At 39.2% G+C, this 16,096-nt stretch carries 12 protein-coding genes; 6 read left to right on the top strand and 6 right to left on the bottom strand.

Annotated elements, in window-relative coordinates; translation table 11 throughout:
- Window positions 1-108: 108 nt before the first annotated feature.
- From ppc to KTH84_RS10170, 3 genes are all read left to right on the top strand, one after another.
- Window positions 109-2,793, top strand: a complete 2,685-nt coding sequence (ppc, locus tag KTH84_RS10180) for a phosphoenolpyruvate carboxylase (RefSeq protein ID WP_262473035.1) — start codon at window positions 109-111, stop codon at window positions 2,791-2,793.
- A 297-nt stretch (window positions 2,794-3,090) separates the two neighbouring features.
- Window positions 3,091-4,386 carry a solute carrier family 23 protein gene (locus KTH84_RS10175; RefSeq protein WP_262473034.1) on the top strand — a complete coding sequence of 432 codons (1,296 nt, stop codon included), beginning with the start codon at window positions 3,091-3,093 and terminating at the stop codon, window positions 4,384-4,386.
- Window positions 4,387-4,490: 104 nt separating this feature from the next.
- Complete coding sequence (locus KTH84_RS10170; protein WP_262473033.1) at window positions 4,491-5,396, top strand: LysR family transcriptional regulator; 906 nt, start codon at window positions 4,491-4,493, stop codon at window positions 5,394-5,396.
- On the opposite strand, the gene KTH84_RS10165 is transcribed toward KTH84_RS10170, so the two are convergent.
- The 3 genes from KTH84_RS10165 to ilvD form a co-directional block, all read right to left on the bottom strand.
- Entirely contained in the window at window positions 5,393-6,124 is a 732-nt protein-coding gene (locus tag KTH84_RS10165) for a sulfite exporter TauE/SafE family protein (RefSeq protein ID WP_262473032.1), read from the bottom strand. The two genes, KTH84_RS10170 and KTH84_RS10165, sit on opposite strands and share 4 nt — an antisense overlap.
- Window positions 6,125-6,202: 78 nt before the next feature.
- Entirely contained in the window at window positions 6,203-7,492 is a 1,290-nt protein-coding gene (locus tag KTH84_RS10160; protein ID WP_042895986.1) for a hypothetical protein, read from the bottom strand.
- 313 nt (window positions 7,493-7,805) lie between these two features.
- On the bottom strand, window positions 7,806-9,635 hold the full coding sequence (gene ilvD / locus KTH84_RS10155; RefSeq protein WP_003654323.1) for a dihydroxy-acid dehydratase: 1,830 nt from the start codon (window positions 9,633-9,635) through the stop codon (window positions 7,806-7,808).
- Window positions 9,636-9,983: 348 nt separating this feature from the next.
- Between ilvD and fmt the strand changes: the two genes are divergently transcribed.
- Together fmt and rsmB are read left to right on the top strand one after the other, a co-directional pair.
- Complete coding sequence (gene fmt, locus KTH84_RS10150) at window positions 9,984-10,946, top strand: methionyl-tRNA formyltransferase (protein WP_133971056.1); 963 nt, start codon at window positions 9,984-9,986, stop codon at window positions 10,944-10,946.
- Window positions 10,943-12,244, top strand: a complete 1,302-nt coding sequence (rsmB, locus tag KTH84_RS10145) for a 16S rRNA (cytosine(967)-C(5))-methyltransferase RsmB (protein ID WP_133971054.1) — start codon at window positions 10,943-10,945, stop codon at window positions 12,242-12,244. The genes fmt and rsmB overlap by 4 nt, the downstream gene beginning before the upstream one ends.
- A gap of 39 nt (window positions 12,245-12,283) precedes the next feature.
- On the opposite strand, the gene KTH84_RS10140 is transcribed toward rsmB, so the two are convergent.
- Both KTH84_RS10140 and KTH84_RS10135 read right to left on the bottom strand, forming a co-directional pair.
- Window positions 12,284-12,427, bottom strand: coding sequence for a methionine/alanine import family NSS transporter small subunit (locus KTH84_RS10140; RefSeq protein WP_003654330.1), 144 nt, complete (start codon window positions 12,425-12,427; stop codon window positions 12,284-12,286).
- Window positions 12,428-12,439: 12 nt separating this feature from the next.
- Window positions 12,440-13,918, bottom strand: a complete 1,479-nt coding sequence (locus KTH84_RS10135) for a sodium-dependent transporter (protein WP_133971052.1) — start codon at window positions 13,916-13,918, stop codon at window positions 12,440-12,442.
- Between the two features lie 640 nt (window positions 13,919-14,558).
- Here KTH84_RS10135 and KTH84_RS10130 point away from each other — a divergent pair.
- Complete coding sequence (locus tag KTH84_RS10130) at window positions 14,559-15,260, top strand: TIGR04219 family outer membrane beta-barrel protein (RefSeq protein ID WP_262473167.1); 702 nt, start codon at window positions 14,559-14,561, stop codon at window positions 15,258-15,260.
- A gap of 61 nt (window positions 15,261-15,321) precedes the next feature.
- On the opposite strand, the gene KTH84_RS10125 is transcribed toward KTH84_RS10130, so the two are convergent.
- The gene (locus KTH84_RS10125; protein ID WP_262473029.1) at window positions 15,322-15,918 is read right to left on the bottom strand and encodes a glutathione S-transferase family protein; all 597 of its coding nucleotides are present in this window, start codon (window positions 15,916-15,918) and stop codon (window positions 15,322-15,324) included.
- Window positions 15,919-16,096 lie beyond the last annotated feature (178 nt).

Raw genomic sequence — 16,096 nt, 5'->3', positions numbered from 1 at the left:
AATTAAATGTTATTTTTTAAGCAAAAATTCACATTTTCTTACGCTCAAAGCTTGGAATGTTTGTTAATCACGCTATATTCGATAAGGATAAGAACAGGAGAAAATAGCATGGTTCAGCAAATCGATGCGCCACTGCGCGAGGATGTCCGCTTACTTGGTAATTTATTAGGTGAAACCCTAAAGCAACATGCAGGACAAGAGCTGTTTAATCAGATCGAGCAAATTCGTGCCCTTGCTAAAGGTGCACGTGATGGCCAAGCTGAAGCCCAAAAGCAACTAGAACAATTATTTTTAAATCTACCCGACGATGAACTACTTCCCCTTACCCGAGCTTTTTCTCATTTCCTAAATTTTGCCAATATTGCCGAGCAATATCATGTGGTCCGTAGCCGTAGACAAGCAGAATTCGATTCGGATGCCAACTCTCCGAATCCTCTTGTTCACCTATTTGAAAAATTCAAAGATAAAAGTATTTCAACAGAAAAACTATTCCAACAAGTTTGTGATCTTGATATTGAGCTGGTACTTACGGCACATCCAACTGAAGTCAGTCGTCGTACACTCATTCAGAAATATGATGATATTAATGCTTGTCTATCACAGCTTGATCAGCAAAAACTCACTCCACGTGAGCGTCAAAGTGCACTTGCGAACCTAAAGCAACAAATTAGTTCGGCATGGCAAACCGATGAAATCAGGCAGCACCGCCCGACTCCTGTTGATGAAGCAAAATGGGGCTTTGCGACGATTGAGCAAACGCTCTGGAATGCAGTACCTAAATTTATTCGAGAGTTAAATGAGTTGGTTCAAGAAAATTGCCAACAAAACTTACCCCTTAACATTGCACCAGTGCGTTTTGCATCTTGGATGGGTGGAGACCGTGACGGCAACCCAAATGTTACCCATCAAATTACACAAGAAGTGCTGTGGTTATCGCGCTGGCAAGCTGCCGATCTCTATTTAAGAGATATCGAAAACTTGCGTTGGGAACTCTCAATTCAAACCTGCTCTGAAGAAATGATTCAGGCCATTGGTAACCAGCATGCAGAACCTTATCGTGAGTATTTACGTGCAACACGAGAACGCTTAAAAGCGACTCGTCACTGGTTAGCTCAACGTTTGCAAGGCTTAGAAGCAGACGACAGCAATGTCATTAAAAGCAAAGATGAACTTTTACAACCTCTTTTGCTGTGCTACCGCTCTTTAATCGACAGTAACCTACCAGAAATTGCCAATGGTCAATTGCTCGACTTTATCTATCGTGTGAACTGTTTTGGTATTGAACTACTTAAACTCGACATTCGCCAAGAATCAGGTCGTCATCGCCAAGCCATTTCAGCAATTACCGAATATTTAGGTTTAGGAAACTTTGAATCGTGGACCGAACAAGCGCGCCAAAACTTCCTGATTCAGGAACTACAAAGCAAACGACCACTTTTACCAAAATATATTAATGAGCCTGAAGGCAGTTTGATTGGACACCCAGATGTTCAAGAAGTATTTGCGACCATGCGGACTTTGGCAGACCAACCGCCTGAATCTTTAGGGGCCTATATTATTTCTATGGCTGAATATCCAAGCGATGTTTTAGCTGTATTGTTATTGCAAAAAGAAGCTGGCATTCAGCACCCTCTACGTGTAGTTCCCCTATTTGAAACCTTAAAAGATTTAGATGGCGCTGCAACTACCATGAACACGCTGTTCAATATGCATTGGTATAAACAGCACATTCAGGGTAAACACGAAGTCATGATCGGTTACTCCGACTCTGCAAAAGATGCCGGTTTTATGTCAGCTAACTGGGCGCAGTATCGTGCTCAAGAAGAGCTAACTGCAATTGCTCAAAAACACGGCGTACAGTTGACTCTATTCCACGGCCGTGGTGGCTCAATTAGTCGTGGTGGTGCACCAACACAACAAGCATTATTTTCACAACCCCCTGGTTCGATTTCTGGTGCAATTCGTGTCACAGAACAAGGTGAAATGATTCGCTTCAAGTTCGGTTTAGAAGGGATTGCCATGCAAAACCTTGAAATCTATACCGCAGCAACACTCGAAGCGACCTTACTCCCACCGCCAGAACCTAAAGCTGAGTGGCGTGAAATCATGAACCGTATGACAGATCACTCCGTGAAGGTATATCGTCAAACAGTGCGTGAAAATCCACACTTCGTTAAATATTTACGTACCGTCACACCTGAGCTTGAATTACAAATGCTGCCATTAGGCTCACGCCCAGCAAAACGTAAAGTCAGTGGTGGTATTGAATCTTTACGTGCGATTCCTTGGGTGTTTGCATGGACCCAAATCCGTTTAATGCTACCTGCATGGCTAGGCACGGGGGCCGCTATTAATGAAGTGATCGCAGACCAGCAAAAAGCAACACTCGATGAAATGCTACAGCAATGGCCTTATTTCCAGACCCTCATTGATATGCTGGAAATGGTATTGTCTAAATCTGACGCCAATATTGCGCTCTATTACGAGTCACATCTGACTGAAGATGAAGATTTAAAAATATTGGGCAATGAATTACGCCAGCGTTTAAAAGATGCTGTTGAAACCCTGCTTGCATTAAAAGATGAATCAAAACTGCTGAGTAATAATGAAGTTCTTGATCAGTCTATGCAGGTTCGTAAGCCATATTTACTTCCTTTGCATCTTTTACAGGCTGAACTGATGAAACGTCGGCGCGATTATCTTGCTGAACGTCAGGCAGAAAACACACCTGTTGATCATGCGCTTATGGTGAGTATTGCAGGTATTGCTGCTGGTTTACGTAATACAGGCTAAGCTGATTTTACCGATCGTTTGACAAAGCAGTACATCTTGATGTGCTGCTTTTTACTTGCAAAATTCTCTATTTTTCTTAAATTTTCCTCGATTTTCTATTTTTTAGAATATTTTTTTAAAATCAAAAAATTAGTCTTTATGAGAAAAAAATAACTAATTCCTTATATTTAGAATTCATAGCATTATACCAATCGTTAAAAAATAATTATTTTTCACTCACATACTTCTCTCTAGAGATTAAATGCATTCTCAAGAAAGAGTATCATTGCACCAATTAAAGAATAATGAGCTTATTTTATGTCCAATTGGTTTCCAAAATGGCAGCCTTACCAAGGTGATATTGACCACCGACCGGTCTCTACCAATGAATATCTCCCACCAGTTCAAAGTGCTATTTTAGGTATCCAGCATGCTTTTGCCATGTTTGGAGCAACCGTTTTAGCACCATTACTCATGGGTTTTAACCCAAATCTTGCCATTTTAATGTCTGGAATCTGCACCATCCTGTTCTTCTTAATTACAGGTGGCCGTGTTCCAAGTTATTTAGGTTCAAGCTTTGCTTTTATTGGGGTTGTTGCAGCAGCAACTGGGCATATTACAGGTTCTGGCGCAAATCCAAATCTGTCTATGGCGTTAGGTGGAATCGTAGCGTGTGGTGTGTTTTACGCCCTCATCGGTTTTATTGTGATGCTCACTGGTACACGCTGGATTGAAAAACTCATGCCACCTGTCGTTACTGGCGCCATTGTAATGATCATTGGTTTAAACCTTGCGCCCGTTACCATTAAAGGTGTTGCAGGCCAACCTTTTGAAATGTGGATGGCACTCATTACCGTACTTTGTATGGGGAGCATTGCTGTATTTACACGCGGTTTATTACAACGTCTACTTCTATTGGTCGGTCTAATTTTGGCCTACGTGATTTATGCCATTACGACCAATGGTTTAGGTTTTGGTAAACCAATCGATTTTAGCCAGATTTCAGCAGCTGCATGGTTCGGCATCCCAAGTTTTTCACACCCTACTTTTGACACTAAAGCCATGCTAATTATTGCACCCGTTGCTCTTATTTTAGTGGCAGAAAATCTAGGGCATATTAAAGCTGTAGGCGCGATGACTGGTGAAAACCTAACTCCACAATTAGGCAAAGCATTTGTCGCTGATGGCTTGGCAACCACGCTCTCTGGTAGCGTTGGCGCACCGGGCATGACGACTTATGGCGAAAACATTGGGGTCATGGCAGTCACTCGTGTCTATTCAACCATTGTTTTTGTTATTGCTGGCGTCTTCGCAATTTTCTTGGGTTTATCTCCAAAATTTGGTGCAGTGATTAGTACCATCCCAAATGCTGTTTTAACAGGTGCATCTATTGTCGTGTTTGGTTTAATTACCATTGCTGGTGCAAAAATCTGGATTGAAAATAAAGTCGATTTTTCTAACAATAAAAACCTGATTGTTGCTTCTGTAACAATTATTTTAGGTGCCGGAAACTTTGAATTGACGTTTGGTAATTTCAATTTAGGCGGCATTGGTACAGCAACTTTTGCAGCCATTATTTTGAACTGGTTATTTAGTTTAAAAGATAAAACTTGAGTTCCTAAAGGCAGCATCCGTTGCCTTTTTTATTATTATTTTTCACCACCTTTCTATTCCAGTTTTTAGTATGATGAATTTTTGTATTTCAATACGTTCCTATTATGCGTTTTGATTTTTTCGATTTACAACTGGTTCTTCATATTGTCTCTACAGGTAGCTTGACCAAAGGTGCTAACCGTTCTGCTATTTCCCTTCAAGCTGCTAGCGAACGCATTAAAAAACTCGAACAATATTTTGATACACCTTTATTTATTCGCCATACCACTGGCCTCGAGTTAACATCTGCTGGACATGCCTTTGTCGAACATGCTCGTCAGCTTATGGCACAAAAAGATCAACTAGAACAAGAAATGCAGCGCTTTAGACAAAAAGCTCCAGAATCATTGACGCTTTGGTGTAACTCCTCGGCACAAAGTGAATATTTACCCCCTCTCTTGCCTCGATATCTGGTACTTCATCCCGAAATTAATATCGATTTACATGAAGCTGAAAGCTCCGAAATTATAGAAGCATTAACTAAAGGTGTGGCCAGATTAGGGCTCGTTTCAAGCTTTTTTGACACTCGGCATTTACAGACACAAGAATTCGCTAGTGATCCTTTGGTTTTGATCTGCCCCGCCGAACATGCTTTAGCACAATACCAAGAACTGAATTTGGTAGATGCTTTGAACTATGGCTTTATTGGCCTTATGCCGCATCACTCTTTGCAACAATCCATTGAAACCCAAGCCAAGCTATTAGGTTTTAACATACAGTATCGTTTACGTTTACCTAATTTTGGCGCAATTGCAGAAGTTGTTGCTAAGGGAGTTGGAATTGCCATTATGCCAGCCCGTGCTACTCAACGCTTGCAACCTGGCTATCGTTTCCATTCAATTCAATTACTCGGAGCATGGGCAAATCGTAAATTGTTATTAGCCACCCAAAATTTTGCTCAACTCCCTCAAAGCTATCAATTGTTTTCCAAGTTTTTACTACAACATCGTCCTCAAGAAGACGGACGTTAGTGCAAAATCATATATATTCCCAACGACATTAAACCTATAAAAAATATACGGCGAAATATCTGCTCATTGAGTCGATAGCGGATTTTTTTACCTATCCACATTCCTACTAATGCCGCCAATAAAGCCGCGAAAGATAAACGATAATCCAGTGTTATTCCTGACATAGGGTTATGCTGTAAAAAGACTGCCAGACAAATAGTTGATACCGTAAAAGTCAGCCCCAAAGCCTGTACTAATTCATCACGTTTTAAATGTAAAGACTGCAAATAAGGTACGACAGGAATAATAATGACTCCAGTTGCGACAGTGACTGCTCCACCAATATACCCAATCACAGGAGATAACCAACGCTCATACGTCCCTAAGTGCGGAAGCTTTTTAACGCATAGGCCATACACCCCATATAAAGCTAGCATACAGCCCAACAAAATCTCACTACTGTGCCCATGGCTTTGATTTAAAGTAGGTAAAAAGCTCCATATTGACCCAACCACAATACCGACGAGCAAAGTCCAGAAACGGCGAATAAAAGACCAGACATGACCTTCAGCAAAAAGCTGCCAGACATTGGTCACCATTGAAGGAACGATCAGAAGTGAAGCTGCTTGAAATGGGCTCATTGCTATAGTGAGTAGGCCCATCGATACAGCAGGCAAACCTAAACCGATCATACCTTTAATCATGCCAGCAAAGGCAAACACCACCATAATAATTGCTAAAAAAGTCACTGTTTATCTCCGATTCCTTACAAGGTTATGCTACGGAAAAAACAGGCTTTGCCCTATTCTTGTTTTTAGGAGAAGGCCTCAATTAGAAGTTGAGGCCGTTTTATATTTTTCTTCTAATACATTGCTAAAAATACTTTCAATCATCCAAACTCTGTACAAGCTATTAAAGACATAGCTTTGATCATTAATACGCAACTCTAAAACTGGTAAATCAGGCTGATGCTTATCTTTGCAAAGTGCATCATTTTGCGCTAGAACAGATGGTACATCCTGTTCGGTTAACTGCTCAATTCCCAACTGTTGCTGTAATTCTTGGAAATGCTTTTGGAAAGATAAGTCTTTTCCTTTCGTCCAGACTGCTTGCAAAATACTAAATATCGTATCGATTTGCTGATTTTCCGGCACACTATAGAAAAGCTTTGCCATTTCAAGCGTACTTTCTTCTGTAGGACGACAAAAAGGGGTAAAAGCTACATCTGTTCGTTTAGAAACACGTGTTGCCAAACTCCAATCAAACCAGTCTCGGCCTTGATAGCTTAAAGGGTAAACTTTTAATTGAATGTCGTAATAATCAGCCAGTTCTTCCTTAATATAGGCAAGTAACAGCCAACTCATCGGATCTTCTAAAGCAATATATATATCGAGTTCAGGATGAAGTGTCTGAATCTCAGTCAGTGCCTCAGCATCATTAATCAAATGTTCACGCCATTCGATATGATTAATTAAAAAAATTGGATTGCCTGTAAGCAGTTTTTGCTGTTTTAGACGACGGGTTAAACGCAATAAATCATCTACTGCATGATATTTACGTCCACCAAACTCAAAATATGCCGCCGTTACAGGCTCATCCGTAAAAATACGTTCTGAAAAATGTTGAGGAAGCTGATGTTTAACCGCCATGGCATGTAAAGTACGCAGCTTTCCATATTGTTGCTGCCAAAGCATGTGAAAAATATCTTCTAATAAATGTAAGAAATTCTGACCTTGTAATGGGGTTCTTTTTAATATGACAGCGGCTTGTTTTAAAGATTCTTGGCTTGGGATTTCGGGAAATTCATCAAAAGCAAAACGGTGTTGTTTGGCCAATATTTTGGCATCATTTAAACAATAATTTTGCCATTCTTCATGCGACATACTGTTCGGAGGTTCAGAAGCCGTATGGGAAATAATAATTTTTAAAGGTTTGAGCTCATCACTTAAAATTTCATCGAGCTGAGACAATTGCTGAACAGCTAAATAGCTATATACATCATCAAGTCGTAAATAAATACTTAAACCATTTTCCGTGGGTAACACCGCTTGACGAGACGGTTTTTGGTAAAACCAACTCGATCGGATAGGGTCAAACCAACGGCGTAGCAGTGACATGAATAGTGCCTCTAAAAAATAAATCCTAAGCGAGATCAAAGATTGCTTTGATCATAGTCAAGGTATAACAGTAGTCAAGATTGAAAGTATGACCACCTAAGATCACGCAGAAAATAAGCCATGTTTTTAGCAAGTTTCTGCGTAGGTGAAGATTTTATCACCATTTTATGTCAATCCCATAGAATGATCTAAAAACACCTTTTTCTACAAGCTAATTTTTTTTACCAGACATGAAAAATGCACCCTCAACATGATAGCAATTCATCGTGTTGATAGGTGCATGCTTTCTACTCAATTATTAAAATTGAATATTTTAGAGAACGCGTACAGCTCCTTTTGCTGCACTTGTTGTATGCATTGCATAAACTTTTAACGCTTTTGATACCTTACGTTTACGTTCTTCTTTTGGATGCCAGCCTTTCGCTTCTTGAACTGTACGACGGTGCGCCATAGTCGCATCATCAACATTTAAGTGAATGGTACGGTTTGGAATATCAATTTCAATGGTATCACCATCTTCAACCAAACCAATTGCACCACCTTCAGCAGCTTCTGGCGAAACATGTCCAATCGAAAGACCTGATGAACCACCAGAGAAACGGCCATCTGTAACTAATGCACAGTCTTTTCCTAAACCTTTCGATTTAAGATAGCTGGTTGGGTAAAGCATTTCTTGCATACCCGGTCCACCACGTGGGCCTTCGTAACGAATAACAACGACGTCACCAGCTTTAATATCATGACCTAAGATTGCATCTACAGCAGCATCTTGACTCTCAAACACGCGCGCTGTGCCGGTAAATTTTAGAATAGATTCATCTACACCCGCAGTTTTTACAATACAACCATCAAGAGCGATGTTGCCGTATAGCACAGCTAAACCACCATCTTTAGAGAATGCATGTTCTGCATTGCGGATAACGCCTTTTTCACGATCGCCATCTAAAGTTGCATAGTAACGATTTTGAGAGAATGCAACTTGTGTTGGTACACCACCTGGAGATGAGCGATAGAACTCATATACGTCTGCATCTTCAGTACGAATAATATCCCACTTGTCCAACGCATCTTTTAACGTTTTCTCATGGACTGTTGGTAGTGATACATCAAGTAAATTCGCACGATCAAGTTCACCTAAAATGGCCATAATGCCACCTGCACGGTGTACATCTTCCATATGAACATCTTGTTTCGCAGGCGCTACTTTAGACAATACAGGCACGCGACGTGATAACTCGTCAATATCGTCCATAGTAAAGTCAACTTCCGCTTCACTTGCCGCAGCCAATAAGTGTAGAACGGTATTGGTTGATCCACCCATTGCAATATCAAGCGTCATGGCATTTTTAAATGCAGCCTTTGTTGCAATTGAACGAGGTAAAATGCTTGCATCTTCTTGTTCGTAATAGCGCTTAGCCAATTCAACAATAAGCTGACCTGCTTTTAAGAATAATTTTTTACGATTAGCATGTGTCGCGACAATCGAACCATTACCTGGTAAAGATAAACCTAACGCTTCGGTTAAACAGTTCATTGAGTTTGCAGTGAACATACCTGAACATGAACCACAGGTTGGACATGCTGAACGTTCAAACTCTTCAACTTCTTCGTCTGTATAACTTTCATCAGCTGCAACAACCATTGCATCAACAAGATCAATCGCTTTTTCATTACCGCGGAATTTGACCTTACCTGCTTCCATTGGTCCACCAGACACAAAAACCACAGGAATATTCAGGCGCATCGCAGCCATGAGCATTCCCGGAGTAATCTTGTCACAGTTAGAAATACAGACCATAGCATCAGCACAATGCGCATTCACCATGTACTCTACTGAATCAGCAATCAAATCACGTGATGGTAAAGAATAAAGCATGCCGTCATGCCCCATTGCGATCCCGTCGTCTACTGCGATCGTATTGAACTCTTTAGCAACACCACCTGATGCCTGAATTTCTGCTGCAACAAGCTGCCCTAGATCTTTAAGATGTACATGGCCCGGAACAAATTGAGTAAATGAATTGACCACCGCAATAATCGGTTTGCCGAAATCCTCATCTTTCATTCCTGTTGCACGCCATAAGCCACGTGCGCCAGCCATATTTCTTCCGTGTGTCGATGTTTTTGAACGATAGTCAGGCATTAGTATTTCCAACAAGTTGTGCTTGAGCGAAATTTCTCCCACTCTGGCTGAATGATTCTGATATAGCGTTAGATCAGTCGGAATATTGACTCATCATCATAATTTGATCTTTCTCCATTCTATAGAAGCAAATAATATTCTGAAAGCCAAGAACAGTAATAGTCAGTCAATATTTGGCAAAACTTCCATGAATAATTTTTTATTTTTTCATAACCTTTTTTTATCAATAAAAATTTTTGAATAATTTTTTGTTCACTATTTAAAAACCAAACGCCTCAATAGCTATGAGTTTAGGGCTTCAATCGTTTTTCACGTATACTACCCACAAACTCTTTTTGGAATGCATTTGTGAAAATTATTTTTGCTGGCACCCCTGAATTTGCTGCAACAGCATTGGCGGCTTTATTAAAAACTTCCCATGAAATTATCGCGGTTTATACCCAACCAGACCGTAAAGCTGGTCGCGGACAAAAATTAACACCATCTTCCGTAAAACAGCTTGCCCTTGAGCATGATATTCCAGTTTATCAGCCACTTCACTTTAAAGCGTCTACAGAAGAAGGGCTTGCAGCTCAACAAGAACTTGCAGCTTTAGGTGCAGATGTAATGGTAGTCGCTGCCTATGGTTTGATTCTTCCACAAGCTGTGCTCGATACACCTAAATATGGCTGTTTAAATATCCACGGTTCATTATTACCACGTTGGCGTGGTGCCGCACCAATTCAACGTGCGATTGCAACAGGTGATGAAGAAACAGGTATTACGATTATGCAAATGGCTGCCGGTTTAGATACAGGCGATATGATGTATAAGACCTTTTGTCCAATCACTAACGAAGACACCTCAGGCAGCCTACACGACAAATTAGCTGTTCAAGGTGCATCAGCAATTTGTGCAGTTTTAGAATCAGAAGCAACATTACAAAAATATCTGGCAGAACGCGAAGTTCAAGATGAAAGCTTAACGGTATATGCACATAAATTAGTAAAGTCGGAAGCTCGAATTGACTGGTCAATTGATGCTGTTCAACTTGACCGAAACATTCGCGCCTTCAACCCTTGGCCAGTTGCCTTCATTCAGCTTGATGAAAACAATGCTCTACGTATCTGGAACTCAACAATTTCAGCTCAGACTAAATCAAATGCCCAAGCTGGTGAAATTATTTTAATTGATAAGCAAGGTGTACATATTGCGTGTGGTCAAGACTCGTTTATTTGTCTGACCAGTGTGCAATGGCCAGGCGGCAAAGCAATGAATGCCCAACAAATTGCACAAACCCAGAAACTTCATGTAGGACAAATTCTGCCATGAGTCAGGCCTTTTCTCATTCGTCACGTTTTAACTTACGTGCTCAAGTCGTCCAGACTCTATTAAAAGTTCAGCAAGGTCACTCTCTTGCCAGTATTTTAAATACACAGCTTAATCAAGTCGCAGAACGAGACCGTGCGCTATTTCATGAACTTGTTCTAGGAACATTACGTCAATGGTTTGCTCTTAAATCAATTAGCTTACCTTTACTCAGTAAGCCATTAAATAATGAGACTGTTGAAACTTGTCTGTATGTGGGTCTTTACCAGATTTTATGCACGCGTATTGCCGCACACGCTGCGATCTCAGAAACAGTAGATGCTACCAAACAACTTGGGTTCCCCGCACTCAGCGGCATTGTTAATGCGATTTTACGTCGAGCTACTCGTGAAGATGAGTTTCAACAAGGTTTACAACAAGCGCATGGCTTACCGAGTTGGCTTTATAAACGTGTAAAAAAAGATTGGGGAGAACAAACCGAATCTCTTTGCCAATCTTTAAAACAAATTGCTCCTTTAACGTTAAGGGTTAATCAACGCCATATTGATCGAGATGCTTATTTAGCCAAACTACAAAGTTTAGACATACAAGCACGTGCGTGTATTTTATCTGAAGCAGGTATCGTCCTTGAACAATCTGTTCAAATTACTCACTTACCTGGTTTTGAACAAGGCTGGGTTTCTGTACAAGATGAACACGCTCAACTTTGTGCAGAACTCTTGCCAGACTTAAATAATAAAACTGTGATTGATGCCTGTGCAGCACCAGGTGGAAAAACAGCTCATTTACTCGAAAAATTTAAGCCAGCACAACTGATTGCTATTGATCAGGACTCTAACCGTTTAGTCCGTGTGACTGAAAATTTAAATCGTTTAGCACTTGATCAGAGCCATACAGAAATTCTAGCAGCAGATGCAACCGAATGGGTTCCAGCACAGCCAGTAGACTGTATTGTGCTAGATGCACCTTGCTCTGCAACAGGCGTTATTCGCCGCCATCCTGATATACGTCTGTTACGCCAATCTACAGATATTGCTCAAACTGCCGATTTACAAAAGCAGATTTTGGAGCACATGTGGCAACAGCTTAAAGTTGGAGGCACGCTGCTCTATATTACCTGTTCGATTTTAAAAGTCGAAAATGAGCAACAAATGATGGCTTTTTTTGCTGAACATACAGATGCAAAAGAGATCAAGATTGTAGCTGATTGGGGAATTGAACAAACTCACGGTCGACAGTTGCTACCACAAGCACAGTCTGGTGATGGATTCTATTATTGTAAAATTCAAAAAATCGCATAAAAAAAGCAGGCTTCGAGCCTGCTTTTTATTAGATCAGTATCAAAGCGTATGCTGATCTTTTACCTCTTCTAAAACATCATCTAACTCTTCAGGATGTTTCGACAAATGCAGAATGGATAAAGCTAATCCACCCCATAAAAACACCATCGAAATTACCATCATTACGATTGCTGAAGTATTCATTATTCTATTCTCCTAGCGATCTTTCATTTTGCTTAACGCGATTGCAACGACCGCACAGAAAATCACACTGCCCCAGCCGAATACACCTTGCAAACTCATACTATAAGTATCATAGCCATTTTTGATCAAATTAAAAACAGTCATACTGAGTGTGGTTAACAAGATTAATGACGTAATGACCGTTAGAGTAAAATCCCATCCCTTACCCAATTGAATGGTTGAGATACGGTTCACATGATCACGAAGTTCCATCAACGCAGAACGCTTAAACCAAGCTATACTAATAATCGATAGTAATGCACCACCAATAATCCCGATGTTATTAATAAAGTGGTCAACAATATCAACAAGTTTAATTGCGTTTACACTTGAGAATAAGATAATCGATACAAGCGCACTACCGCCGCCAATAATTGTTACAGCTTTTTTACGGCCCCATTTCAACTTATCTTGCATTGCTGCAATAGGCACTTCCAAAATACTGACCATCGAAGAAATACCTGCGACGAAAAGTGAAGAGAAGAATAAGAAACCAAATAAATCGGCGCCTGTACCTAAACTTGAAATAATTTTAGGGAATGCAATAAATGCTAACCCAATCCCACCACTCACTACATCTTTAACTTCAGTACCAGCCGCATGTGCCATAAAGCCAAGCGCTGCAAAAATACCAATACCTGCCAAAATCTCTGTTGACGCATTAGCAAAACCAACGATTAAGCCAGAACCAGTTAAATTGGTTTTCGGTTTCAAATAAGATGAATAAGTCACCATAATCCCGAAACCAACAGATAGTGAGAAGAAAGTATGGCCATACGCGGCTAACCAAACTTTATAATCCATCATTGCAGACCAGTTTGGCGTAAAGAATGCATTCAAACCTTGAGCTGCACCTGGTAAACGCAATGACTGAACCACTAAAATAGTAAATAAAATGAATAATAAAGGCATGAAAATCTTATTTGATAATTCCACACCTTTTTTCACGCCACCATAAAGAATGATTAAAGTAAGTGCCCAAATCCCCACAATCGGCCAGAATAAATGACCTACAAACTGTAGATCAAAACCAGTCGCTTTTGAGGTTTGCAAATAAGTATTAAAGAAGAAACCTTCTGGATCACTTCCCCACATTTGACCAATAGAAAAGTAAACGTAACTGCCTGCCCACGTCAGAACGCTTGCATAATACAAACCAATGATGATACAGACACACACCTGCCACCATCCTAATGTTTCTCCACCTTTAAATAAGGCACGATACGCTTTAGGAGGTGAACCAGTACTACGATGACCAACCGCATAATCTAAAAATAGTAAAGGTAAACCAGCAGTAATGAGTGCTAATAAATAGGGAATAAGAAACGCACCACCACCATTTTCATAAGCAACGTATGGAAAGCGCCAAATATTACCTAAGCCTACAGCCGAACCAACGGCTGCAATAATAAAACCAGATCGTGACGTCCAGTTTTCACGAGAATCTGTCATAGAACACCTAATGTTAAAAGATTGCTTATTTTTACTGCTATTGTTGATTGTTATTCCGCATGCAAAAAAAGAACCAAAAGAATACTTTTGTGTTTGATTGAGAATAAAAGACACCTTGTGAGTATTTTTATTTTCATTTCAAACAAGCAAAAATAGAAAATTCTTCCTTAAAGATTTTTGTCCATTTTTTGCTCCTATATAGCTGAACAATACCTGTTTTTATTTCTTTTTACTGTAATTTCCGTCAGAAATTTTACGAATTTTCTGAGTTTTTATCACAATTGGTTATTTTTCAGCTAATCTTTACGCTTAAAGCATATAAGCACTCAATATTGTTCAATGATATTTTCTTCCAATTCCTAAAAAATCCTATTTAATTACTCAACTTATCCATTAATTTGTTCTTCAATTTTCAATTGGATTTGATAATACCTATTTTTTTAGATGACAAAATTTATACTAAAATCGGTAAAGGGTTTATATAATCCAAATTAAAAGAAAAATATTAATTATATGAAATAATTAATATTTTCCTTAACTATAAAAATTATTAACAATATACGCTTCAGACTCATGTTTTTTATCAATGCATCTGTAGCAAGATGTCTATATCATGCGCTTAAAGATTTCTTTTATGCGGATGTTCAAAGTGAAAATATTAAAAATATCTTTATTAACGCTCGGGATGGGCTTAAGTGGCTTTGCTCAAGCAGACTTTGTTGGAGTAAAAGGAGACGTAGGCTACTGGTTTTATGATGGTAAAGCTAATATGTCTTCTCAATTCCCTAATGATCAAGATTTAGATCAAAAAGGCAGTGCTCAGCTCTCATTGTCAGTAGAACACCCGATTCCATTTATTCCAAATGCAAAAATTCGTTATGTAAATTTAGATACTCAAACTAAATCAGAAACCTTAGGTCAAGCTAATTATAAAGTTGATTTAGATCATAGCGATTTTATTCTCTATTATGAATTACTAGACAATATTGTGAGTGTAGATGCGGGACTTGGTGCAACTGTATTAAATGGTGATATCACTGCGTATACAGGCAAGCGTGTGGATATTGATAAAACATACCCTATTGCTTATTTGTCTGGTGAAGTAAAACTTCCATTTACGGGCTTAAGTGCTAAAGGTGAAGCAACTTATACAAACTTTGACGATGCACGAATCACAGATGCATCAGCAGAAGTAAAATATAAATTTGCAGATAATCTACTCATTGATCTTGGTTTAACAGCAGGCTATCGCGTACTCAATATCGATTTAGATGACTACGATAACAACGATCTTAAGTTTGAGTTTAAAGGACCATATGTAGGTTTAGAAGCTCACTTCTAAACCAGAAAAACTCGAAATTTCTCTCATACTTAAAAAGAACTCCCTGTGAGTTCTTTTTTAATTAACTCATACCTACATAACCTGAATATTTTCGAATTCTTTGGCACCATACCTGAATGTTGGGATATAAATTTAAATCAAAACCACCTTCATCAGCCACATGTGTATAAGCATATAGCGCAATATCAGCAATAGTGAGTTGTGGTCCTGTAAGATAGTCGTGCTCCGCTAATACTTTATCCATAATAGATAATGCTTTATGCCCTTTTGGCTGTAAATTATAATATTCGGTTCTTCTATCTTCTGGTAAACCTAAATATTTATTAATAAAACGTGCAACTGCAATAAAAGGTTCATGGCTATACTGCTCAAAAAACATCCACTGATACATTTTGGCTTTAATAAACGGATCTCTAGGAATAAATTTTGTTCCCTCAGCTACGTAACCTAAAATAGCATTCGATTCACTCAAAACACGTCCATCTTCCAGAACTAATACAGGTATTTTTCCATTAGGGTTTAAGGATAAAAACTCTGTTGTTTGAGTATCTTTTTTTAAAATATCAATATGAATCCAAACATGCTTAATATTTAATAAGGAAAGTACTAGTTTAATCTTATAACAGTTACCCGAACCTACATCACCGTAAATTACCATAGATACTTTTCCCTTATAATCAGCATTTAAAAGATTAATTTTTAATTATTTATAGCATAAATCTTTAATCTTTCATGGTATTTCCAGTTTACTTTCCACACAAAAAAACACCCCCAACATCAGTTGAGGGTGTTTTAGAATAATGAGCTGGCGATGACTTACTCTCACATGGGAAACC

Source organism: Acinetobacter sp. WU_MDCI_Abxb74 (assembly GCF_025513915.1).
GTDB lineage: Bacteria > Pseudomonadota > Gammaproteobacteria > Pseudomonadales > Moraxellaceae > Acinetobacter > Acinetobacter calcoaceticus_C.
The sequence above is the reverse complement of the archived record's forward strand: the minus strand, read 5'-3'. Positions and strand labels throughout refer to the sequence as shown.

Coding starts and splice junctions, on each gene's coding strand:
- KTH84_RS10175 (WP_262473034.1), top strand. CDS start 3,091: ATGTCCAATTGGTTTCCAAAATGGCAGCCTTACCAAGGTGATATTGAC.
- KTH84_RS10170 (WP_262473033.1), top strand. CDS start 4,491: ATGCGTTTTGATTTTTTCGATTTACAACTGGTTCTTCATATTGTCTCT.
- ppc (WP_262473035.1), top strand. CDS start 109: ATGGTTCAGCAAATCGATGCGCCACTGCGCGAGGATGTCCGCTTACTT.
- KTH84_RS10130 (WP_262473167.1), top strand. CDS start 14,559: ATGTTCAAAGTGAAAATATTAAAAATATCTTTATTAACGCTCGGGATG.
- KTH84_RS10135 (WP_133971052.1), bottom strand. CDS start 13,918: ATGACAGATTCTCGTGAAAACTGGACGTCACGATCTGGTTTTATTATT.
- rsmB (WP_133971054.1), top strand. CDS start 10,943: ATGAGTCAGGCCTTTTCTCATTCGTCACGTTTTAACTTACGTGCTCAA.
- ilvD (WP_003654323.1), bottom strand. CDS start 9,635: ATGCCTGACTATCGTTCAAAAACATCGACACACGGAAGAAATATGGCT.
- KTH84_RS10140 (WP_003654330.1), bottom strand. CDS start 12,427: ATGAATACTTCAGCAATCGTAATGATGGTAATTTCGATGGTGTTTTTA.
- KTH84_RS10160 (WP_042895986.1), bottom strand. CDS start 7,492: ATGTCACTGCTACGCCGTTGGTTTGACCCTATCCGATCGAGTTGGTTT.
- KTH84_RS10125 (WP_262473029.1), bottom strand. CDS start 15,918: ATGGTAATTTACGGTGATGTAGGTTCGGGTAACTGTTATAAGATTAAA.